At 63.0% G+C, this 21,627-nt stretch carries 19 protein-coding genes; 10 read left to right on the forward strand and 9 right to left on the reverse strand.

The window, feature by feature from the left end; genetic code table 11:
• Positions 1-63: 63 nt before the first annotated feature.
• Complete coding sequence (locus ACXX83_RS13155) at positions 64-1,119, reverse strand: polyamine ABC transporter substrate-binding protein (RefSeq protein ID WP_458548698.1); 1,056 nt, start codon at positions 1,117-1,119, stop codon at positions 64-66.
• A gap of 198 nt (positions 1,120-1,317) precedes the next feature.
• Between ACXX83_RS13155 and ACXX83_RS13160 the strand changes: the two genes are divergently transcribed.
• The 4 genes from ACXX83_RS13160 (at position 1,318) to ACXX83_RS13175 (ending at position 5,465) form a co-directional block, all read left to right on the forward strand.
• Positions 1,318-2,250: a GntR family transcriptional regulator gene (locus tag ACXX83_RS13160; protein ID WP_458548699.1), complete on the forward strand. Its 933-nt coding sequence runs from the start codon at positions 1,318-1,320 to the stop codon at positions 2,248-2,250.
• 99 nt (positions 2,251-2,349) lie between these two features.
• A complete protein-coding gene (locus tag ACXX83_RS13165) occupies positions 2,350-3,624 on the forward strand; it encodes a nucleotide disphospho-sugar-binding domain-containing protein (protein ID WP_458548700.1) in 1,275 nt (424 codons plus the stop codon).
• Between the two features lie 70 nt (positions 3,625-3,694).
• The gene (locus ACXX83_RS13170) at positions 3,695-5,092 is read left to right on the forward strand and encodes an NAD(P)/FAD-dependent oxidoreductase (protein ID WP_458548701.1); all 1,398 of its coding nucleotides are present in this window, start codon (positions 3,695-3,697) and stop codon (positions 5,090-5,092) included.
• A gap of 13 nt (positions 5,093-5,105) precedes the next feature.
• A complete protein-coding gene (locus ACXX83_RS13175) occupies positions 5,106-5,465 on the forward strand; it encodes a cupin domain-containing protein (protein WP_015095627.1) in 360 nt (119 codons plus the stop codon).
• A gap of 87 nt (positions 5,466-5,552) precedes the next feature.
• Here the strand turns inward: ACXX83_RS13175 and ACXX83_RS13180 are convergent, their stop codons facing one another.
• The 6 genes from ACXX83_RS13180 to ACXX83_RS13205 form a co-directional block, all read right to left on the reverse strand.
• Complete coding sequence (locus ACXX83_RS13180) at positions 5,553-6,593, reverse strand: GGDEF domain-containing protein (protein ID WP_458548702.1); 1,041 nt, start codon at positions 6,591-6,593, stop codon at positions 5,553-5,555.
• A gap of 1,405 nt (positions 6,594-7,998) precedes the next feature.
• Entirely contained in the window at positions 7,999-9,039 is a 1,041-nt protein-coding gene (locus ACXX83_RS13185) for a gamma-aminobutyric acid-binding protein (RefSeq protein ID WP_102675832.1), read from the reverse strand.
• A 35-nt stretch (positions 9,040-9,074) separates the two neighbouring features.
• The gene (gene argE, locus ACXX83_RS13190; RefSeq protein WP_458548703.1) at positions 9,075-10,244 is read right to left on the reverse strand and encodes an acetylornithine deacetylase; all 1,170 of its coding nucleotides are present in this window, start codon (positions 10,242-10,244) and stop codon (positions 9,075-9,077) included.
• Positions 10,237-10,911 (reverse strand): DUF1028 domain-containing protein, encoded by a 675-nt coding sequence (locus ACXX83_RS13195; protein WP_458548704.1) that lies wholly within the window; start codon positions 10,909-10,911, stop codon positions 10,237-10,239. The genes argE and ACXX83_RS13195 overlap by 8 nt, the downstream gene beginning before the upstream one ends.
• Positions 10,912-10,921: 10 nt before the next feature.
• Entirely contained in the window at positions 10,922-11,332 is a 411-nt protein-coding gene (locus ACXX83_RS13200) for a RidA family protein (protein ID WP_003201555.1), read from the reverse strand.
• Positions 11,332-12,693: a flavin-containing monooxygenase gene (locus ACXX83_RS13205; protein WP_458548705.1), complete on the reverse strand. Its 1,362-nt coding sequence runs from the start codon at positions 12,691-12,693 to the stop codon at positions 11,332-11,334. The genes ACXX83_RS13200 and ACXX83_RS13205 overlap by 1 nt, the downstream gene beginning before the upstream one ends.
• 274 nt (positions 12,694-12,967) lie before the next feature.
• Between ACXX83_RS13205 and ACXX83_RS13210 the strand changes: the two genes are divergently transcribed.
• Positions 12,968-14,344: a pyridoxal-phosphate dependent enzyme gene (locus ACXX83_RS13210; protein ID WP_015095633.1), complete on the forward strand. Its 1,377-nt coding sequence runs from the start codon at positions 12,968-12,970 to the stop codon at positions 14,342-14,344.
• Entirely contained in the window at positions 14,341-15,519 is a 1,179-nt protein-coding gene (locus ACXX83_RS13215) for a trans-sulfuration enzyme family protein (protein ID WP_102675830.1), read from the forward strand. The genes ACXX83_RS13210 and ACXX83_RS13215 overlap by 4 nt, the downstream gene beginning before the upstream one ends.
• Positions 15,520-15,846: 327 nt before the next feature.
• Here ACXX83_RS13215 and ACXX83_RS13220 read toward each other — a convergent pair whose 3' ends face one another.
• Together ACXX83_RS13220 and ACXX83_RS13225 are read right to left on the reverse strand one after the other, a co-directional pair.
• Positions 15,847-16,461: a hypothetical protein gene (locus ACXX83_RS13220; RefSeq protein WP_458548706.1), complete on the reverse strand. Its 615-nt coding sequence runs from the start codon at positions 16,459-16,461 to the stop codon at positions 15,847-15,849.
• Entirely contained in the window at positions 16,458-17,918 is a 1,461-nt protein-coding gene (locus tag ACXX83_RS13225; protein ID WP_458548707.1) for a PAAR domain-containing protein, read from the reverse strand. The genes ACXX83_RS13220 and ACXX83_RS13225 overlap by 4 nt, the downstream gene beginning before the upstream one ends.
• Before the next feature lie 406 nt (positions 17,919-18,324).
• On the opposite strand from ACXX83_RS13225, the gene ACXX83_RS13230 reads away from it, so the two are divergent.
• From ACXX83_RS13230 to phnE, 4 genes are read left to right on the forward strand one after another with little or no spacing between them, the layout of a single operon-like run.
• Positions 18,325-19,176 (forward strand): putative selenate ABC transporter substrate-binding protein, encoded by an 852-nt coding sequence (locus tag ACXX83_RS13230; protein WP_458548708.1) that lies wholly within the window; start codon positions 18,325-18,327, stop codon positions 19,174-19,176.
• Positions 19,173-19,970, forward strand: coding sequence for a phosphonate ABC transporter ATP-binding protein (locus ACXX83_RS13235; RefSeq protein ID WP_458548709.1), 798 nt, complete (start codon positions 19,173-19,175; stop codon positions 19,968-19,970). The genes ACXX83_RS13230 and ACXX83_RS13235 overlap by 4 nt, the downstream gene beginning before the upstream one ends.
• A complete protein-coding gene (locus ACXX83_RS13240; RefSeq protein ID WP_458548710.1) occupies positions 19,964-20,791 on the forward strand; it encodes a PhnE/PtxC family ABC transporter permease in 828 nt (275 codons plus the stop codon). The genes ACXX83_RS13235 and ACXX83_RS13240 overlap by 7 nt, the downstream gene beginning before the upstream one ends.
• Positions 20,788-21,555 carry a phosphonate ABC transporter, permease protein PhnE gene (phnE, locus tag ACXX83_RS13245; RefSeq protein WP_458548711.1) on the forward strand — a complete coding sequence of 256 codons (768 nt, stop codon included), beginning with the start codon at positions 20,788-20,790 and terminating at the stop codon, positions 21,553-21,555. Before ACXX83_RS13240 ends, phnE begins: the two co-directional genes overlap by 4 nt.
• The last annotated feature ends 72 nt before the right edge of the window (positions 21,556-21,627 follow it).

A 21,627-nucleotide genomic window follows, 5' to 3' on the forward strand; every position in this document is an offset into this window, starting at 1 on the left:
CAGGACAGAGGCGGCTTGCGAGCGTGGCGAGGCATGCCGGGCATGCCTCGGATCGACGTGGCGTTAGTTCTGCGCCGCCATGATTTCGGTGACGGCGCGGGTGTAGGCCTTTTGCGTGGTGCCGCCCAGGTCGCGCAATTGCTCCATTTTCAGCAGCTCGGCGGGGGCGATGGTCAGGTTGGGGTATTGCTTGAGCAGGTCCGCGGACAACCCGGCCATGGCCGCCTGATTGGGGACTTTGTAGAGGATGTTTTCAGCGACCCAGGCGTGGTTTTCCTTGGCCAGCATGAAGTTGATGAACTTGAAGGCCTGGTCCTGGTGCTTCGAACTCTTGAGCACCACCATGGTGTCCACCCACAGGTCGGAACCTTCCTTGGGCACCACGAACTTGATCGCCGCGTTGGCCTGGGTGCCGTAGTTGCACCAGCCGTCCCAGGCGTGGGCCATCAGCGATTCGCCGGAAGCGAGCTTGGAATAGAAGGTGGTGTCGTCGAAGGACAGAATGCGTTTTTTGGTGGCGATCAACTGGTCGCGAACCGCGGCGATTTGTGCCGGGTCACTGTCGTTGACCGACCAGCCCCTGGCGAGGAAACCGGCGCCGAGCATCCAGCGGTCGGTGGCGAGCATCGTCACCTTGCCTTTGAGGGCATCGCTCGGATTGAGCAGCTCGTTCCAGCTCTGCGGCGCCGGCGTCACCTTGTCGGAGCGATAGCAGATGCCCGTGGTGCCCCAGGTGTAAGGCACGGAGAACTGGTTGCCCTGGTCATATTCCAGGTGAGTGGCTTCAGGGTAGAGGTTTTTCAGGTTGGGGACTTTGACCAGATCGATGTCCGCCAGCAGCCCCTGCTTGTGCAGGACTTCGGCGAAGGGCGAGGAGACGAACACCACGTCATAGCCCTCACCACCGGACGCCATCAGCTTGCCCATGATTTCTTCGTTGGTGGCGTGCAGCGCCTTGTCGACGTCCACACCGCTGGCCGCCTTGAACTTCTCCAGCGCATCGGGGGCCATGTAGCCGTCCCAGATGGAAATCACCATGTCTTTCGCACTTGCAGCCTGTGAGGCGATCGCCAGGGAAACGGCCAATCCCGCGCACAGAAGATCATTCAGCTTGCTCATAAATACTCACCCGACGATTGTTTATTGTTGTGTTCGAAGGCAGTACGGCAAAACGAGAAACGATTGCTTGTGTTTTTTTTTAGAAATTAGGACCAGTATCAAAAGATGTCAACGCTTTTTTACGGCCTGACGACTGGCCAGCGCATGACATAAGATGGGCAACTGAGTCCCGCAGCGGATCACAACGAGAAAAGACGCTTGAGCACGACAGCCGAAAAAAAACCGCGCACCAATCACCTGGAACTGGCCCGGCGCATCCTCGAGCACACCCAGGAAAGCGGCCTGATGGCCGGCGACCCGGTGGCCGAACAGGCCCTGGCCCGCACGTTCCAGGTGTCGCGCACGCTGATTCGCGGTGCGCTGAAAGTGCTATTGGAAGAAAACCTGCTGAGCCACGAAGCCGGCAAGGGCTACCGATTGCTGGCATCGCCGGCGGGCCAGGCGTTCAACGCCGCCCTGCCCCAGGCCGAGGAAGAAGAACTGGCTGCCTCGGTGCTGCGTGACCGCATGGCCGGGCGCCTGGGCGACAGCATCAGCATCAGCGAACTGATGCGCCGCTACGACATCGGCCGGCCGGCGGCACAAAAGGCCCTGCAGCAACTGAGCGAAAGCCAGGCCATCGAGCGCGGCCCCGGCCAGTCCTGGCTGTTTCGTCCGTCACTGAACAGCCTGGCCGCCCTCGAAGAAAGCCTGAAATTCCGCCTGATCCTCGAGCCCGAAGCCTTGCTCAGCCCGAGCTTCAACGCCGACCCGCAACGCCTTGCACTGTTGCGCAGCGCCATGCAAAGCCTGCTCGCCCGCCCCGTGGAAGACTTCGATCTGCAGCAGTTTCGCGAGCTGGACATCAGCTTCCATGAACTGCTGGCCCAGAGCTGCGGTAACCGCTTCATCAGCGACGCCCTGCTCCAGCATCAAAGCTTGCGCCGTTTGCCGAACCTGCTGCCATCGGTCAGCGTGCACCGCCTGCAGGAGGCCCTGCGCGAACACCTGCAAATCATCGCGCAGATCGAACGCGGGCAGATGGAGATCGCCGCCGACCTGCTGCGCCTGCACCTGCGCCTGAGCGCCGCGCAACGACCGCAAACCGCTAACCGGGGCATTCCGCAAAGCCATCTGTTCGGGCGTCGTTAAGCACCACGCAAAAACATGATGATTTTTTTTTGAAAATAAGACAGCATCAAAAACACCTTCAGGAGCGGCGGGTCTGACCCGCCATGGACCGTCCTCGCCATGCAAAAACAAAAACTGATCGCCCTGTTTCCGGAAGCCAGTTTCGGCGCGGCCTTGAACTGCATTGGTATTGCCCAGTCGCTGCGTGAACTGGGCGCCAGGCCGGTGTTCATCTGCCACGAGCATTTCCAGGGGCTGTTCGCCGAGTACGGCTTCGACGAATACCCGATTCCGCAAGTGAGCCCATTGTCGGCGGCGGAACACCAGCACTACTGGGAACGCTTCATCGAGCGCAGCATTCCCTACTTCGACCAGACCCCGCTGGCGCAGATCGACAGCTACGTCGCGCCCGCCTGGGAAGCCATCATCGACACCGCCATCGAAGCGGAAAAACCCTTGCAGCAGCTGCTCGGCCGCCTCAAGCCCGACGTGATCGTGCTCGACAACGTGGTGATGTTCCCGGCCATCGCCAACGCCGGTTGCCCGTGGGTGCGGGTGGTGTCCTGCGCCGAGACCGAACTGCCGGATGCTGCCGTTCCGCCGTACCTCTCCGGCTGCCTGGCCAGTGACACCGAGGCTTGCGAGCGTTACTCCGGGCAGTACCTGAAAGCTGTCGCACCGGCCCATGAACGCTTTTCGCAGTTTCTCCTGGGCAACCATACGGCGCCCTGTCCGGCGGGGCAGTTCCTCACCGATTCACCCTGGCTCAACCTGCTGCTGTCGCCGACGCCGGTGCGCTATGAACGCCGGCAGCCGCTCGATCCGCAGCGCTACGTCTACCTCGACGGCTGCGTACGCCGCGAAGCGCCTTACATCGTCCCCGACTTTCCCCGGCACAACGACGCACCGCTGATCTACCTCAGCTTCGGCAGCCTCGGCGCCGCCGACACCGGGATGATGAAGCGCCTGATCAGCACGATCGAAACCTTGCCCTATCGCTTCCTGGTCAACGTCGGTGCCTACCGCGACATGTACACCACCGTGCCGGACAACGTGTACCTCGACAGCTGGTTTGCCCAGCCGGCCGTGCTCAAGGAATGCGATGCGTTCATCCATCACGGCGGCAACAACAGCTTCTGCGAGGCGCTGTACTTCGGCTTGCCGTCGCTGATCATTCCGTATTGCTGGGACGGTCACGACAATGCCGCCCGCGCCGAGGAAGTCGGCGTCGGCCGCTACCTGCCGCGCTTCGCCGATCCCTTGGCCGCCCTGCCCGGCGCCCTCGAACAACTGCTGGCCGACCAACCGATGAAGCAACGCCTCGCCTCGTTCAGCGAGCGCATGCAGGCGACCCGCGGCACCGACATTGCCGCCCGCGCGATCCTAGACCTCTAGCCATAACAACAAAAACCGTCGGGCAACCGAACGCTATCGTCGCTGCCCGACACAATGCCGGAGTTTCAGCATGAATGCCCCACCGCGTCTCGATGCGCTCGACCACGTCCTGCCCCATCCCTTCTGGCAGGACACCGTCACCCCACCGCCCGCCGCACCTTCCGTCAGCGCAACCGTGCAATGCGACCTGGCCGTGGTCGGTGGCGGATTCACCGGATTGTGGACGGCGCTACTGGCACGCCAGCGCAACCCCAAGCTGAGCATCGCGATCATCGAGGCCCGTCGTTGTGGCGGTGAGGCCAGCGGGCGTAATGGCGGGTTCTGCGCGCCGAGCATTTCCCATGGCGTGTCCAACGCCCTCAAGCGTTGGCCGGATGAAGCGCAGCAACTGATCCGCCTGGGCCGGCAGAACCTCGATGAACTGGCCGCCGATCTGGATCACTTCGGCATGCAGGTCGAGTTCGAACGCCAGGGCAAACTCAACGTCGCCAGCCAGCCCTGGCAAGTCGACGGACTGCGCGCCATGCAACGCAACTACGCGCGGTTCGGCATTGACTGCGAGTGGCTGGAAGGCCCTCAGCTGGCACAGAAACTCGACTCCCCAGCCTACGCGGCCGGCCTGTTCGAGCCCAACTACGCGCTGCTCAACCCGGCAAAAATGGCCGCCGAGCTGCGCCGTGTCTGCCTTGAACAAGGGATCCAGCTGTTCGAAAACAGCCCGGTGCTGCAACTGGATGCCCGCAACGACAGCCTGCGCCTGCGCACAGCCGATGGCGAAATCATCGCCGGGCAGATCGCCCTCGCCACCAACATCGCTCCACCGCTGCTCGGCCATCTGGCCTCGAGCGTGATCCCGGTCTACGACTACTCACTGGTCACGGAACCTCTGCGCGATGAACAACTGGCAGCCATCGGCTGGACCGAGCGTTACGGCATCGCCGATTCCGGCAATCAATTCCACTACCTGCGCAAGACCGCCGACAACCGCATTCTCTGGGCCGGCTTTGATGCCATCTACCATTTCGGCGGGCGCCGCGACGAAGCCCTGACCCAACGCCCGCAAAGCTTCCAGCGCCTGGCCGAACAGTTTCACCAGACTTTCCCGGCCCTGGGCAAAGTGCGTTTCAGCCATGCCTGGGGCGGCATCATCGACACCTCGGCACGCACCACGATGTTCACCGGTTGCGAACATCAGGGCCGGGTCGCCTATGCCTTGGGCTTCACCGGGCAAGGGGTATCGGCCAGTCGCTTCGCTGCGCTGAACATGCTCGACCTGCTGGCCGGGGAACGCACCGAGCGCACAGAGCTGTTGATGACCTCCAAGGCGCCGTTCCGCTTTCCGCCCGAGCCGTTGCGTTATGTCGGCGTGAAACTGGCCCAGCGCTCTCTGGCGCGGGAGGACCGCGACGGTCACCGCGACCTGCTGCTCAAGACCTTCGATGCCTTTGGCATCGGTTTCGATTCCTGATCCGGAGACCACCATGTCCACAGCCCTGCCCCGGCACGTCATCGACTTCGCCAGTGAGCTTGCCCCCCGTGAAACCGAAATCGACGACCCGGCCGTGGTCGACGCGCCTTATCGCAGCAAGAGTTGGCGGCACTTTGTGGCGCCCGGGAAAAACGCCGTGGCCGGCATCTGGGAGGCAGGACCGCACCGGGAGCGTTGCCAGTGCGATTACGATGAGCTGTGCCACATTCTCGAGGGCACGGTGCGCCTGACCGATGCCGAAGGCGTCGCGCGCACGTTCGGCCCCGGCGATTCCTTCGTGGTCGCCAGCGGATTCCAGGGCACCTGGGAAAACCTCACCCCGGTGCGCAAGGTCTACTTCATCCTCGGCTAACCGGGCGGATGGAAGGAGCAACAAAACACCTGTGGCGAGGGTGCTTGCTCCCTCGCCACAGGTGCTGGGGGATCGTCCTTTAAGGGGTTACTGCCGTACCTGGTTGCGCCCGTTGCGCTTGGCCTGGTACAGCGCGTCGTCGGCGCGGGTCAGCAGGCTTTCCGGCGTGTCGCCGGGTTGGGCATGGGCCACGCCGAACGACGCGGTGATGGTGTCCAGCACAGTATCGGTGCCCCGGGCCTTGACCCGCAGCGACTGGATTTTCAAGCGAAGGCGCTCGGCAAACGCACCCGCCGCCGCCAGATCCGGGCAATCCTTGAGCACCACGCAGAACTCCTCGCCGCCGTAGCGCGCCGCAAACGCCTCGCCAGACAGCGATTCACGCAACACCCGGGCAACATGCTGGAGAACACGGTCCCCCAACGGATGGCCGTACTGATCGTTGAATTGCTTGAAGTGGTCGATATCCAGCATCACCAGCGCCAGGCCGGACGCTGCGTCATTCATCGCCTGTTCAAACTTGCGGTTGAAGGTGCTGCGGTTGAGCAATTCGGTCAGGCCATCGAGGGTCGCGGCCAGTTGGGCACGTTCCAGCTTGTCGCGCAGGCTTTTGATTTCATGCTGCGCGGACTGCAACTGGGAGAGGAAATGTTCCTGCTGGCTCTGCATCAGCTGGGTGCTCTGTTGCAGTTGGATCAGGATGCTCGGCAAGCGTTCAGTGGCCGGTTCCTCGAGCATCTGCAAGTACTGGCCAAGGCTGGCCTGGAAGTTCTGGTTACCCTTCACGCTGCGCGAAACATCGCGTTCCATGTCGTCGACCAGGTTGATCGCGTCCTGCTGCCCGGAACGGGCGTCCGCCAGTTCGTCGCGGATGATGTATTCGCGAAACAGCTTGGCGGCCGACTCCGGCGGGAAAGAGTCGAAATCGTTGACCACCCGGTCCAGGTGCCGATTGAGTTCCGGCTCCTGGCCTTTGCTGTAGGTGTACCAGAGCGCGTAGTGCACCGGATTGGGCGGGATATTGTGACGAACCATCAGCGGCACTGCCTGCTTGAGCAATGCCGCTGCCTCACGGGAATCTTCTGGATACAGCGCTAGAACAGTCGCACGCGTGTCGGATTGGCTCATGGCTTCACTGTGGTTGTTATCATTGGCGATTGGCAGGCTCGCTGAGCATAACCATACGCCCGACAAACGGCTATCCCGAATTACAGCCGTATTTCAACCCGGCCGAGGTATCGCACTGGTTTTTGTGGGAGCGGGCTTGCTCGCGAAGACGGCGGCACATCCAGTATCGATGTGACTGATATACCGCTTTCGCGAGCAAGCCCGCTCCCACAGGGTCCTGTGCTTTACCTGCCTAACATCACCACGGCGCGAAGGCGGCAACGCTTGAGCCTGAAGTATTGCACCAGGCTTTTTGTGGGAGCGGGCTTGCTCGCGAAGGCGGCGGCACATCCAGTATCGATGTGACTGATATACCGCTTTCGCGAGCAAGCCCGCTCCCACAGGGTCCTGTGCTTTACCTGCCTAACATCACCACGGCGCGAAGGCGGCAACGCTTGAGCCTGAAGTATTGCACCAGGCTTTTTGTGGGAGCGGGCTTGCTCGCGAAAGCGGCGGCACATCCAGTATCGATGTGACTGACATACCGCTTTCGCGAGCAAGCCCGCTCCCACAGGGTCCTGTGCTTTACCTGCCTAACATCAGCACGGCGCGAAGGCGGCAACGCTTGAGCCTGAAGTATTGCACCAGGCTTTTTGTGGGAGCGGGCTTGCTCGCGAAGGCGGCGGCACATCCAGCATCGATGTGACGGATATACCGCTTTCGCGAGCAGGCTCGCTCCCACAGGGTTCTGTGCTTGACCTGACTACCATCACCACGGCGCGAAGGCGGCAACGCTTGAGCCTGAAGTATTGCACCAGGCTTTTTGTGGGAGCGGGCTTGCTCGCGAAGGCGGCGGCACATCCAGCATCGATGTGACGGATATACCGCTTTCGCGAGCAGGCTCGCTCCCACAGGGTTCTGTGCTTGACCTGACTACCATCACCACGGCGCGAAGGCGGCAACGCTTGAGCCTGAAGTATTGCACCAGGCTTTTTGTGGGAGCGGGCTTGCTCGCGAAGACGGCGGCACATCCAGCATCGATGTGACTGATATACCGCTTTCGCGAGCAGGCTCGCTCCCACAGGGTTCTGTGCTTGACCTGACTAACGTCACCACTGCGCGAAGGCGGCAAGGCTTGAGCCTGAGGTATTGCACCAAGCTTTTTTGTGGGAGCGAGCCTGCTCGCGAAGACGGCGGCCCATCCAGCATCGATGTGACTGATATACCGCTTTCGCGAGCAGGCTCGCTCCCACAGGGGGCGGTGCTTTACCTGACTACCATTACCACTGAGCCAACCCGAGGTATCGCACTGGTTTTTGTGGGAGCGAGCCTGCTCGCGAAGACGGCGGCACATCCAGCATCGATGTGACTGATATACCGCTTTCGCGAGCAAGCCCGCTCCCACAGGGGTTATGCGGTGCCTGTATCAGCGTGCAGCCCAGGCGTTGAAGCGCTGTTCCAGCTCTTCGCCATGGTCGACCCAGAACTCTGCGTCCACCGCCCGTGCGCCGGCCAGGTTGGCCTCGGCGGTTGGGAGTTGTTCCTGTACGTCCTTGGGCAGCAATGGCAAGGTCTGGCGATGCACCGGCCCGTAGGGGATGTTTTCCGAGAAGACTTTTTGCGTCTGCGGCTGGCTGGCGAACGCGATGAAGTTTTCCGCCAGCGCCTTGTTCGGCGTACCTTTGACCACTGCCCAGTATTCCGGGTCGTACAGGCTTTGCGGCCAGACGATGCTCAGTTTCATGCCTTCCTTTTGCGCCGAGGCGATCCGGCCGTTGTAGGCCGCGCTCATCACTACGTCGCCGGCCACCAGCCATTGCGCCGGCTGCGCGCCCGCTTCCCACCACTGGATGTTCGGCTTGATCTGGTCGAGCTTGGCAAAGGCCCGGGTCACGCCTTGTGGGGTTTTCAAGACCTTGTACACGTCGTCCGCCTTGACACCGTCGGCGAGCAAGGCGATTTCCAGGGTGTACTTGGCGCTCTTGCGCAGGCCGCGCTTGCCCGGGAAGTCGGCGACGTTCCAGAAGTCCGCCCAGGATTGCGGCGCCTTGGCCTGCTTGCTCTGGTCATAGGCCATGACCATCGACCAGACGTAAGTGGCCACCCCGCATTCGGTCAGTGCACCGGGCACGAAGTTCGCCGAGTCACCGAAGCGCCCGGCGTCGAGCTTCTCGAACAGGCCCTCCTCGCAGCCGCGCAACAGCTCGGGGCTTTCGACTTCCACCACGTCCCAGCTGGTGTGACCGGCCGAGACCATGGCCTTGATCTTCGACAGCTCGCCGTTGTACTCACCGGCGATGATGTTGCCCGCGCCGCTGGCATTGAACGGCTGGAAGTAGGCTTTCTCCTGAGCCTGTTTGGTAGCACCACCGAAGGAAATCACGGTGAGGTCCTGGGGGGCCGCCCACACACTGGCACTCAACAACGCCAGGGCAAACGGAACACTGCAACGCAAGGATCTGGACATGGATCGCTTCCTCGGGGCTGGTCGGCCCGCTGTTGTTATGGGTGTTCGGATTCACTCAAGTAAGCCGCCAGGCGATCCATCAGGCGGTCACAGGCCGCCATCTGGTCGACGCTGACAAATTCATCGGGCTTGTGCCCCTGGTCCATGCTGCCGGGACCGCAAACCACGGTCGCAATCCCGGCCTGATTGAACAGCCCGCCTTCGGTGCCAAAGGCCACGGTGCCGAAATCATCGCTGCCGCACAGCTGGGCAATCAGCCGGGCGGCGGCGCTGTCGGCGGGTGTCGCCAGGCCCGGATAGGCCGAGATTTTTTCAAAGCGGATCGCGGTATCGGTGTCCACGGCCTGCATGGCCGGCAGCAACGTCTGCTCGGCGTAGTCCCGCAGCTCATCGACGACCACTTGCGGAGCGAAGTCCGGCAAGGCGCGGATCTCGAAATCGAAACGGCAGTCCGCTGGCACGATGTTCAGCGCCGTACCGCCCTGGATCACGCCGACCTGCACGGTCGAGAACGCCGGATCGAAGCGCTTGTCGTGCAACGGCGGCCGGGCCAGGGTGGCGCCGATGTCGCCCAGCCGACCGATCAGGCGTGCGGCCTGCTCGATGGCATTGACCCCATAAGGTGCGTAGGCCGAATGACAGGCCGCCCCGCGCACGTGGCAACGCATCGCCAGCTTGCCCTTGTGGCCAAGCACCGGTTTGAGCTCGGTTGGCTCGCCGATCAAACACAACGCCGGGGCCGGGATGCGTTGGGGCAACACCTCCAGCAAACCGCGCACACCAAGGCAGCCGACCTCTTCGTCATAGGAAAACGCCAAATGCACCGGGCGCTTCAAAGGGCTGGCGAGAAACACCGGCACGGCGGCCAGCACCGAGGCCAGATAGCCTTTCATGTCCGCGGTGCCACGACCGTAAAGCTTGCCGCCCGCCTCGCTCAGACTGAACGGCTCGACCGTCCAGGCCTGGCCGTCCACCGGCACCACATCGGTGTGACCGGACAGCACGATGCCGCCGGCCACGCTCGGGCCGACCGTGGCCAACAGATTGGCCTTGGTCCGCTCGGCGTTGTAGATCAGTTCGCACGCCACGCCCAGTCCGTGCAGGTAGTCACGCACGAACTCGATCAACTCGAGGTTCGAATCGCGGCTGACCGTGGCGAACCCGATCAATCGCGCGAGCATGGCGCGGCTGCGCAACTCACTCATCGCCGGGCACTCCATAGGCGGGGGCCAGGGTCGGATTGAGGGCGCGGGTCAGGTAGTCCTGCAATTGCGGTTCGTAGGCCGTCCACAGTTTGCCCAGCTCGCCGATCGGGTTTTCATCGGCCCAATCCACCCGCAGGTCGACAATCGGCCAGGTCAGGTCACCGACCACCGACATCGCCGCCGAGTGCACCGCGCCCGCTTCGCCGCCAGCGTCCTGCCCGGCCTGCAAGGCGTTCATCAGGCGAGTGGCGAGGCAGCCTTCGCTGCTTTCGAAGGCCGCGACCATCGCCTCGATCACCCCACTGTTGGCCAGCAGGTTGCCGGCCGCCACGCACTGATCACCGGCCACCGCGTTGTTGATGCCCAGCGCATGGTTGCCGCTGAACACCGCTGTGCGCCCGTGGGCATCCACCACCGCCACCTGGCGATATTGGCTGTAGCCGTTGCGGGTCAACGAGTGGTCCAGTGCCTGGGGCGGCGCCGAGCCGTTGGCCAGTTCATCGAGGATCTGCGGGCCGAGGGCCGGCAGCGTGATGTTCTGGCTGGACACCGCACCGACCCCGGCCCGCAGCCAGGGGCAGCGCGCACCGACGGCGATGCTCGAAGAACTGATGGCAATGCCCAGCTGGCCGGTCTCGGCGCAGCGACCCACGATGGAAAAAGTCATGGCGAAGTCCTTATTCAGGGATAACGGCAATCACGTCGATTTCCATCAGCCACTGCGGCTGGCCGAGGGCGCTGACCACCAGCCCGGTGGAAATCGGGAACACACCCTTGAGCCACTTGCCGACCTCCTGGTACACCGGCTCGCGATAGCGCGGGTCGATCAGGTAGGTGGTGGTCTTGACGATGTGGCTCAGGTCGCTGCCCGCCTCTTCCAGCAACTGCTTGACGTTGCGCATGGCCTGTTCGGCCTGGGCGCGCGGATCACCGAGGCCCACCAGTTGGCCGTTGAAATCGGTGCCGACCTGGCCACGGACATACACGGTGTTGCCGGCGCGCACGGCCTGGCACAAATCGTTGTCCAGCGTCTGGTTCGGGTAGGTGTCTTTGGTGTTGAACATGCGGATGCGGGTATGAGTAGGCATTAACGAACTCCCATGAGGCTGGCTTTCTGAACGGGTGCGCGGGCGGCGTCGGCTTGACGCTGGGTCGCATCCCGATAGTTGAAATAGGTGTGCTGCTTAACGATGTGATCGGCGATGTGCTTGGCGTCGTGCCAAACGCCCCAGATGAACGCGGAGCCACGACGGGACTGCCACGGCAACCCGACGAAATACACCCCCGGCTCGGCCGACACACCGCGCTGGTGCTGCGGCTTGCCGTTTTCCTTGAAGGCATCGACCTTCAGCCAGCTGTAGTCGGTGGAGTAACCGGTGGCCCAGATGATCGTGGTCACGCCGGCCTTGAGCAGGTCCAGTTCCAGGATTGGATTTGTCACGCAATCCGGATCGGCCAGCATGGCCCGGGCTTCCGGCTCCAGCGGCAGGTCGAGGCCGTTGCGCTCGATATAGGCGTCGGCCTTGTCGAGCAGCGCGAGGTAGTTTTCATCACCGCGGCGGATGTTGTCGGCGAGGTTGTTTTCGAAACTGACCACGGCGCCATTGAACGATTGAGTCAGGCCGACCAGGGTCATGCCCTGATGCGCCAGGCGGCGGAAGTCGACGGTGTGGCCGCCACGGGCACCGCTGACGGCGATGGTCACGTGTTCCTTGCCCGGTTGCATGGCCTCGGCATCCCACTCGCCCAGCACCCCCAGCCACCAGCAGAAATCGCGGTTGCGATAGGCACGCGGCGGACGGTCGTGGGCGCCGACCGAGAGGTAGACCTGTTTGCCGGAAAGTTGCAGCTCATCGGCGATCTGCACGCCCGAGGAACCGGCGCCCACCACCAGCACCGCGCCTTCGGCCAGTTGCTGCGGGTTGTAGTACTGGGCGGAGTGAATCTGGCTGATGCCGGGCATTGACGGGGCAATCGGCGGAATGGCCGGACGCTGGAACGGGCCAGTGGCGACCACCACGTGGCGGGCCTCGATCACGCCGTCAGAGGTTTCAACGGTGAAACCCGGACGGTCGGCATTACGTTCCACTTTCCTGACTTCAACACCAGTGCGGATCGGCGCGTTGAACTTGCGGGCATAGGCTTCGAAGTACTCGGCCACCTGCTCTTTGCCGGCGAAGGCGTCCGGGTCCAGGCCGTCGAATTCCAGGCCCGGGAAGCGGTCGTGCCAGGCAGGACCGTTGGCCACCAGCGAATCCCAGCGGCCGGTGCGCCAGGCTTCGGCGATACGGTTGCGCTCCAGCACGAGGTGGGGCACACCGAGTTTGCTCAGGTGTTCACTCATGGCCACGCCGGCCTGGCCGGCGCCAACAACAAGCGTATCAATTGCGGTTTTATCAACTGTCATGGCTGTGCACTTCTGAAAGGTGGTTTGATTCAGGTCGGTCATGGCTGCCGCCTCGATGCTGATCACTGTTGTTCTTCTGCTGCGGCTATCGGTATCAGGGTGTTGGCCGCATTCTGTTCGGAGCCGGGAAATAGCGAAATTATGTTTTTTGTGGTTGCTGGCGAGGAAAAAGCGTCGAGGTGACCGGCTGGCCGTGCGAGGTTGCGGTCGACCCGATCCCGGCCTATGGTCCAAGCGATGCATTGCCCGCGACCGGCGCGAAGACCCGGCGCGGATTGCTGTCCATCCAGTGCGGATTCACGCAAGGAGTGATGACATGCCCGACTATTCCCGTCCTGCCGTACTCGAACTGATTGGCAATACCCCGCTGGTACGTGTCAGCCGGTTCGATACCGGTCCCTGCACGCTGTTTCTCAAGCTCGAATCACAGAACCCCGGCGGTTCGATCAAGGACCGCATCGGTCTGGCCATGATCGACACCGCCGAACGTGATGGCCGCCTCAGGCCCGGCGGCACCATCGTCGAAGCCACCGCCGGCAACACTGGCCTGGGCCTGGCCCTGGTCGGCCGCGCCAAGGGCTATCGCGTCGTGCTGGTGGTGCCGGACAAGATGTCCACCGAGAAGGTCTTGCACCTCAAGGCCATGGGCGCCGAGGTGCACATCACCCGCTCCGATGTCGGCAAGGGCCATCCCGAGTACTACCAGGACGTCGCCGCGCGGTTGGCGGCGGAAATTCCCGATGCGTTCTTCGCCGACCAGTTCAACAACCCGGCCAACCCGCTGGCCCACGAATGCAGCACCGCGCCGGAGATCTGGGCGCAAACCCAGCATGATCTGGACGCCATCGTCGTCGGCGTCGGATCGGCCGGCACCCTCACCGGGCTGACCCGCTTCTTCAAACGCGTGCAGCCGGACCTGGAAATGGTCCTGGCCGACCCGGTCGGTTCGGTGATGGCCGAATACAGCCGCGGTGGCACCCTCCCCACCCCCGGTTCCTGGGCGGTGGAAGGCATCGGCGAAGACTTCATCCCGTCGATTGCCGACCTGTCCAGCGTGCGCCACGCCTATTCGATCAGCGACGAAGAAAGCTTCGACCATGCCCGCCAGTTGCTGCGCGCCGAAGGCATTCTCGGCGGCTCATCGACCGGTACCCTGCTGGCGGCGGCGCTGCGTTACTGCCGCGAACAGACCCAGCCGAAACGGGTGGTGAGCTTCGTCTGCGACACCGGTACGCGATACCTGTCGAAGGTCTACAACGACCAGTGGATGAACGATCAGGGCCTGCTGCAACGCAAGCACTACGGCGACCTGCGCGACCTGATCGCGCGGCGTTTCGAGGATGGCCGGGTGATCAGCGTCGGCCCCGACGACACCCTGCTCACCGCGTTCCAGCGCATGCGTCTGGCGGACGTGTCGCAATTGCCGGTGCTGGTAAAGGGTCAGCAACTGGTCGGCGTGATCGACGAGTCCGACATCCTGCTGGGGGTGCATGAAGACGTTGCGCACTTCCGTAAAACCGTGGCCAGCGCCATGACCGACAAACTGCAAACCCTGTCCCCCGCTGCCACCCTGGCGGAACTGGAGGCAGAGCTGGGCCGTGGGCTGGTGGCGATCATCCAGGATGCCTCGGGCTTCCACGGCCTGATTACCCGAACCGACATGCTCAACCATTTGCGGAGATCCCTGCCATGAGTCAACAGGACAAAAACGCCCCGCCTCAGGGCTTCGCCACCCGGGTGATCCATGCCGGGCAAACGCCGGACCCCTCCACCGGGGCCTTGATGCCGCCGATCTACGCCAACTCCACCTACCTGCAACAGAGCCCCGGCGTACACAAGGGCCTGGACTACGGACGCTCGCACAACCCGACGCGCTGGGCCCTGGAGCGCTGCGTGGCCGACCTCGAAGGCGGCACCCGGGGCTTTGCCTTCGCCTCGGGCCTGGCGACCATTTCCACGGTGCTCGAACTGCTCGATGCCGGTTCGCACGTCGTCTCCGGCAACGACCTGTACGGCGGCACCTTCCGCCTGTTCGACAAGGTGCGCCAGCGCAGCGCCGGGCACCGCTTCAGCTTCGTCGACCTGACCGACCTGGCGGCGTTCGAAGCGTCCCTGCAGGACGACACCCGCATGGTCATGGTCGAGACCCCGAGCAATCCGCTGCTGCGCCTCACCGACCTCGCCGCCATCGCCCGCACCTGCCGCGCGCGCGGCATCATCTGCGTGGCCGACAACACCTTCGCCAGCCCGTGGATCCAGCGCCCGCTGGAGCTGGGTTTCGACATCGTGCTGCACTCGACCACCAAATACCTCAACGGCCACTCCGACGTGATCGGCGGCATCGCCGTGGTCGGGCAGAACCCCGAACTGGCCGAGCGCCTGGGCTTTTTGCAAAACGCCGTCGGCGCCATCGCCGGCCCGTTCGACGCCTTCCTCACCCTGCGCGGGGTGAAGACCCTGGCCCTGCGCATGGAACGGCATTGCAGCAACGCACTGGAACTGGCGCAGTGGCTGGAGCGTCAGCCGCAAGTCTCACGGGTCTACTACCCCGGCCTGCCCTCGCACCCGCAGCACGAACTGGCCCAGCGGCAAATGCGCGGATTCGGCGGGATGATCTCCCTCGACCTCAACAGCGACCTGGCGGGCGCCAAACGCTTCCTCGAGAACGTGCAGATCTTCGCCCTGGCCGAGAGCCTGGGCGGCGTGGAAAGCCTGATCGAACACCCGGCGATCATGACCCACGCCACCATCCCGCCCGATACCCGCGCAGAGTTGGGGATTGGCGATGGGCTGGTGCGGTTGTCGGTGGGGGTTGAGGATGTGGAGGATCTGCGTGCGGATCTGGCGCAAGCGTTGGCGCGGATGTAAAGGTCAAAAGATCGCAGCCTGCGGCAGCTCCTACATGGGAATGCGTACCCTGTAGGAGCTGCCGCAGGCTGCGATCTTTTTTGAGTTTGGTCTGGCACCCAAGAGTCCAAATATCGCGCCGTTTTTATCGGAACGCACACCCTCCGTAGGAGATGCCGCAGGCTGCGATCTTTTGACTTTGGTCTGGCACGTGTGTCTGTCGGTAAGGATGCAGACTGGTACTCCGCTATCGTCGGAACACCACCCAAAGCAGGCTCGCTGGTAGGGGGTGGTGGTGTCTCGGGAGTTTTTGGAAATCCTCCATCGGCAACGGCTGGCCATGCACAGTCAAGGGTTCGTCCATGGCTTGGCCAGTGCCAGCGTGATGAGGTAGCGCTCTTCCTTTGGGCGTTTTTTGTCCTTGAAACGTCCGACTACCAGCATCACTTGATACTGGTTACCCGCATGCCAATAGGAGGTGCCGCCTTTGTTCACGTCACGCAATCGGGCTCGCCATTCTGGCGTATCGGCGAATGGGGGATCTTCATTGACCCGGATGGGGGTCCAACCGGCGTTGCGCCATTGCTCCTGCAGATCCAATACGACCTTGAGGGTATCGTCGAGTAATAGCGGCTCGATTTGCGGGGACATGCGGACATTGCTGACCCGCTCATCATCGAAACTCACGCTAAAGAAGCGCGCCAATGGGGTTACGAACCCGTATTGAGGGTCTGCGAAGCGCAGGCGAGCATCAGACTTGGGCATCTGACCCCAATAATGTCCGGGAATGGCTGGATCAATCGACGCACTGGAGCGCTGTCGCATATCTTCCCAAGGCTCTCCAATCACCAACGCAATTTCTGGCTCATCCGACAGGACTTCAATTGCTGCGACTATCAGGAGGGTCGTGACGGTTAGTGCCAACACGACACGGCGCCAGCCCAAGCGGTGCATCAAATTCATCGTACGCCCCCACTGACGGCAATCTCCCGAATCGACTGCTCAAGCTGCTCGCGCTTGTCGCTAAGTAGCAAATCATCAAACTGCTGTGCCGCCTTGAGCACGAAGGCCATGCGCTGCTTGATATCGGCCAAGTTGGCAATGGGGTTGTTGCCAAAACCAATGGTTCGTCCGTCCTCGACGGGACGGCACTGACTGGCCAGGGTCAGTTCGATGGCCTGAGCGGCTCCGGAGGGAATATTGGTGACGTAGGAGGCATGGTTGCCGCGCAGCAACCATTGCAGGCCACTATCGCTGTACATCGCTGGTTGCAGAATATTCTGTTGTTCGTGCCAAGCCAGATGCTCAACACTTTTAGCGATGTTCCCAGCGTCAATCGCCTCGAAGGCCAGGAGGATTTCCTTGTGGTCAGTCCCGAACCTCAGCGTTTCCTGTCCGACCGGCCACAGTACCGGATGCTCACCACTCCCATAGATGTCCTTCCGTGAAGCCAAACAATCCTTCAACGCCGCCAACCCCCGCTCCGCATAAAACACATGCAACGGATACACATCCAGGAACAGCGTGGTATTGCCCATAGCCAGCATCTCGTGCACGAACCGGTACATCCGTTGCGCGAGGGGCAACGCACTGTCGACACCCCAATGGGTGAAGCCCCACACCGGATTGTCGCGGTTGGCCTGTTCGTAGTCGCGTTGGCGCTGCTCAAACTCCTTTATCGTCGCCCGCTTTTCCCTCTCACTGGGCCTGAGCAAGCCCACCAACCCTTGCCTGGCGCTGTCCCTCAACTGCTGCATCGTCTCTGTTTCAGCCTGCATCTTCTCGACCGACTCAGCCGCGTGCAGCAGGCCGCAGCCCACCTGTTTCGAGGCGAAAGCGGCAAGGCCGGCCCACTGGAAACGCCGGTCGTGGCGCCACAGCTGCGCGTAGGCGGCATTGATCGCCTTGTTGCGTGCCTTGGGGTCGGTAATCAGCTTGCCACCCGGCGCCACGACGTTTTCGACCCGTTGCTGGTAGCCGCGCCAGAGGTTCTCGCAGAGCGTTCCCGGCAGTTGGCTGAAGGAAGGCGTGGCAGTCTTCGGTGCTGAAGTGAACCCGGATGGGCGAGGCGCGGCCGGAGGACGGGGGGAAGTTGGTGTGGCCGGCTGAGCGGGTTTCCTGGCAGCAGGCGGCGCGGAAGGTTCATTCACATAACTGCCCTCGAAGTTCGAGGGAATCAGTCGGGCTTCACAGGGACAGCCACTGAGGCTGTCGAGTGTACCGGCCACCCGCCTGCCCTCAGTGATGACGTGAGAAACCCCACCCAGGATCCGGTAGCTCTTTTTATCTTTTCCGCAACTGACCAAATCACCTTCGCGAGCATGGATGAGGCCGAACAAACTGAAGCTGTGGTCCCCTTCCAGAACCTCGCCACCACAGGTGGTTTTGTCACCTGGACCAATGTAATACCCCGTAGCCATATCTTGATCTCCCTTTCAACTGGCGTCCCAACGGAAAGCGCTCCGCTGCTGATTAAGTAGTTCTAACCCCAGCCCGTCAGGGCTTGGCAAAGTGCGCCGCACAGGGTTAACGCAGGGGAAACAAACGTAAATGGGACGTTTCCGGGGTGCATGTAGGAAAAGGGAAAATCAATGGCTTTTTGCTACGGTCTTCCGGCGATAGGTATGAGGGGAAGTGTGTTTTTCCAGCCGGCACGCGTAATCGTTAGCGTGCATCGCGAGCAAGCTCGCTCCTACACAAGGCTGGTCAAGCACGCAGGACTCCCTATAATCGCGCCGTTTTCGTCTACCCTCACGAAGCGTCGTGCAGCAATCAGCTTGTGCGGGGCGCATCGACATTTTTCCGCTATTGAACCGGAGAACTTCCATGCTCAAACGTACCCTGGCTATGGCCGTCGGCCTGACCCTGTCCCTTTCCACCCTGCTGGCACAGGCTGCCGAGACCCTCAAGGTCAGCGCCATTCCCGACGAAGCCCCCACCGAATTGCTGCGCAAGTTCAAGCCACTGGGCGAATACCTCGAGAAGCAACTGGGCATGAAGGTCGAGTTCGTACCGGTATCCGACTACCCGGCGGTGGTCGAGGCGCTGGCCACGGACCGTATCGACATGGCCTGGCTGGGCGGTTTCACCTTCGTGCAGGCGCGGTTGAAAACCGGTAATGCCATTCCCTTGGTACAGCGTGAGCAGGATGCGCAGTTCACCAGCAAATTCATCACCGCCGACCCGGCCGTCAAATCCTTGGCCGACCTCAAGGGCAAATCGTTCGCCTTCGGCTCGGTCTCGTCGACGTCCGGCAGCCTGATGCCGCGTTATTTCATGCTGCAGGACGGCATCAAGCCGGAAACCTATTTCAGCCGCGTCGGTTACTCCGGCGCCCACGACGCCACGGTCGCCTGGGTCCAGGCGGGCAAAGTGGACGCCGGCGTACTCAACGCCAGCGTCTGGGAAAAACTGGTCAAGGCCGGCAAGGTCGACACCGACAAGGTCAAGGTCTTCGCCACCACGCCGGCCTACTTCGACTACAACTGGACCGTGCGCGGCACCCTCGACCCGGCCCTGGCCGAGAAAATCAAGGTCGCCTTCCTCGCGCTCGACCCGGCCAACCCGGAGCAAAAGGCGATCCTCGACCTGCAGGCCGCCAGCCACTTCATCGAGACCAAGCCTGAGAACTACAAGGGCATCGAGGAAGCCGCGCGCGCTGCCGACCTGCTGAAATGACCTTGCATCTGAACCGGGTCAGCCTCACCCACGACACGGGCGTGCGGGCGCTGCATGAGGTCGACCTGCACATCAGCGCCGGTGAGCAGGTGGCGATCATCGGCCCGTCCGGCGCCGGCAAGTCGAGCCTGCTGAACCTGCTCGCCACCGCCCTGCGCCCCGGCAGCGGCACGGTCGAGGTGCTCGGCGAGCAAGCCTGGCAGCTCGGCGCCCGACAGCGCCAACGCCTGCGCGCGCGCATCGGCCTGGTGCATCAGGCGCCGCCGCTGCCACCGCGCCAGCGCGTGGTCACGGCAGTGCTGGCCGGCAAACTGGGGCAGTGGGGTTTTGCCAAAAGCCTGCTGAGCCTGTTGCATCCGGTGGATGTGCCCGGCGCACGCGCGGCCCTGGTTAAACTCGATCTGGGCGACAAGCTGTTCGCCCAGTGCCAGCAATTGTCCGGTGGCCAACTGCAGCGCGTGGGCATTGCCCGCGTGCTGTACCAGGCCCCCGACGTGCTGCTGGCCGATGAGCCGGTGTCGGCGATGGACCCGGTGCTGGCCGGGCACACCCTGTCGATCCTTTGCCGCCACGCCCGGGAACACAAGGTGACCCTGGTCGCCAGCCTGCATGCGGTGGATCTGGCGTTGAGCAACTTCTCGCGCATCATCGGTTTGCGCGACGGCCAGATCCTCTTCGATCTTCCCTCTGCCGACATCGACCAAGATTTGCTCGACCGGCTCTACGCCAACGAGCAACTGCAATCCCCGCCCGCTCCGGTGGCGCCCTTGAGCCTGCAGATTCCCCGATGCTGACGCGCGATACCCGAGACCCGGCCACCCTGCCCCGCCTGCTGCTCAGTCTGTTGGCGCTGGCCCTGCTGTGGCCCGGCATCCACTTCAGCGAACTGGACCTGGGCGTGCTGCTCAAGGCCGACAGCCAGAGTGAAATGGGCCGTTTCGTTTCGGCCTTCTGGCCACCGGCCCATGGCGAAGAGTTCCTCCAGCTGCTGTGGCAAGCCACCTTGCAGACCCTGGCCATCGCCACCGCCGGCATGGCCCTGGCCTTGCTGCTGGCCGTGCCCGCCAGCCTGCTCGCCAGCCGCGCGCTGTCGCTGTCGGCGGCTTCGCGCAGCGGCCGCCCGAGCGCCCTGGGCCGGTTGCTGCGTTGGCCGGTGCGCGGCTTGCTGATCTTCCTGCGCAGCGTGCCGGAAATCGTCTGGGCCTTGCTGTTCGTGCGCGCCGTCGGCCTTGGCCCGACGGCCGGGGTGCTGGCCATCGCCATCACCTACAGCGGCATGCTGGGCAAGGTCTACGCGGAAATCTTCGAGTCGGTCGACCAGCGCCCCGCCCACTCACTGCTGCAAGCCGGCAGTGGCCGGTTGGCGGCGTTCTGCTACGGCATCCTGCCCAATGTCGCGGCGGAGCTGCTGTCGTACACCGTGTACCGCTGGGAATGCGCGATCCGTGCGTCCGTGGTGATGGGCTTCGTCGGCGCCGGCGGGCTGGGCCAGCAGATCGACCTGTCGCTGCGCATGTTCGCCGGCGGTGAAGTGGCGAGCATGCTGCTGACCTTCTTCGTCCTGGTGCTGTTCGCCGACCAGATCAGCCGCCTGCTGCGCTGGAGGTTCGCATGAATCGCCTGATCAACCTGCTGCTGATCCTGTGCATCGGCGCCGCGGTCGTCGCCTCGTTCCGCTATCTGGGCATCGACCTCGGCGAACTGACGGGCAGCGGCAACCTGAAGCAGATGGGCGCCTACGTGCTGCGCTTTCTCAGCCCGGACCTGAGCCCCGGCCACCTGCAAGCCATCGGCCGTGGCGCCGTGGAAACCCTGGCGATGTCCGCCCTCGGCACCCTGCTCGCAGCGGTGTTTGGCCTGCTGCTAGCGCTACCGGCGGCCGGGCGCTTCGGCTGGCTGCTGCAGAGCGCGTCGCGACTTGTACTCAATGGCCTGCGCGCCATTCCCGAACTGGTGTGGGCCGCGCTGATGGTACTGGCCGCCGGCCTCGGCCCGAACGCCGGCACCCTGGCACTGGCCATGCACACCACCGGCGTACTCGGCCGCCTGTTCGCCGAAGCGCTGGAAAACACCCCGCCACAACCTGCCGAAGCCATTCGTTTGCAGGGCGGCAACGCGGTCTGGGCCTTCTGCTACGGCACCCTGCCCAACCTGTTTCCGCAGCTGCTGGCGTACATTCTGTACCGCTGGGAGAACAATATTCGGATGGCCAGCGTGCTGGGGTTTGTTGGGGCTGGGGGGTTGGGGCAGATGCTCTATGTGAGCCTTAGTCTGTTTCAGGAGGCTCAGGCGAGCACGGTGATTTTGGCAATGTTGGTGTTGGTGTTTGCTGTTGATGGGTTGAGTAGTTGGAGTCGGCAGCGGTGGGTTAAGGCGTAATGAGATGGAGTTGAGTGCCGCGCTTTATGGCTCCGATAAGATAAGTAGGAACTAAGCAGCAGTCCTCGGAAT

Source organism: Pseudomonas sp. GNP012 (genome assembly GCF_054343835.1).

Coding starts and splice junctions, on each gene's coding strand:
- ACXX83_RS13200 (WP_003201555.1), bottom strand. CDS start 11,332: ATGCCTACTCATACCCGCATCCGCATGTTCAACACCAAAGACACCTAC.
- ACXX83_RS13180 (WP_458548702.1), bottom strand. CDS start 6,593: ATGAGCCAATCCGACACGCGTGCGACTGTTCTAGCGCTGTATCCAGAA.
- ACXX83_RS13195 (WP_458548704.1), bottom strand. CDS start 10,911: ATGACTTTTTCCATCGTGGGTCGCTGCGCCGAGACCGGCCAGCTGGGC.
- ACXX83_RS13240 (WP_458548710.1), top strand. CDS start 19,964: ATGCTGACGCGCGATACCCGAGACCCGGCCACCCTGCCCCGCCTGCTG.
- phnE (WP_458548711.1), top strand. CDS start 20,788: ATGAATCGCCTGATCAACCTGCTGCTGATCCTGTGCATCGGCGCCGCG.
- ACXX83_RS13165 (WP_458548700.1), top strand. CDS start 2,350: ATGCAAAAACAAAAACTGATCGCCCTGTTTCCGGAAGCCAGTTTCGGC.
- ACXX83_RS13155 (WP_458548698.1), bottom strand. CDS start 1,119: ATGAGCAAGCTGAATGATCTTCTGTGCGCGGGATTGGCCGTTTCCCTG.
- ACXX83_RS13230 (WP_458548708.1), top strand. CDS start 18,325: ATGCTCAAACGTACCCTGGCTATGGCCGTCGGCCTGACCCTGTCCCTT.
- ACXX83_RS13170 (WP_458548701.1), top strand. CDS start 3,695: ATGAATGCCCCACCGCGTCTCGATGCGCTCGACCACGTCCTGCCCCAT.
- ACXX83_RS13235 (WP_458548709.1), top strand. CDS start 19,173: ATGACCTTGCATCTGAACCGGGTCAGCCTCACCCACGACACGGGCGTG.
- ACXX83_RS13220 (WP_458548706.1), bottom strand. CDS start 16,461: ATGAATTTGATGCACCGCTTGGGCTGGCGCCGTGTCGTGTTGGCACTA.
- ACXX83_RS13210 (WP_015095633.1), top strand. CDS start 12,968: ATGCCCGACTATTCCCGTCCTGCCGTACTCGAACTGATTGGCAATACC.
- ACXX83_RS13205 (WP_458548705.1), bottom strand. CDS start 12,693: ATGACCGACCTGAATCAAACCACCTTTCAGAAGTGCACAGCCATGACA.
- ACXX83_RS13185 (WP_102675832.1), bottom strand. CDS start 9,039: ATGTCCAGATCCTTGCGTTGCAGTGTTCCGTTTGCCCTGGCGTTGTTG.
- ACXX83_RS13225 (WP_458548707.1), bottom strand. CDS start 17,918: ATGGCTACGGGGTATTACATTGGTCCAGGTGACAAAACCACCTGTGGT.
- ACXX83_RS13175 (WP_015095627.1), top strand. CDS start 5,106: ATGTCCACAGCCCTGCCCCGGCACGTCATCGACTTCGCCAGTGAGCTT.
- ACXX83_RS13215 (WP_102675830.1), top strand. CDS start 14,341: ATGAGTCAACAGGACAAAAACGCCCCGCCTCAGGGCTTCGCCACCCGG.
- argE (WP_458548703.1), bottom strand. CDS start 10,244: ATGAGTGAGTTGCGCAGCCGCGCCATGCTCGCGCGATTGATCGGGTTC.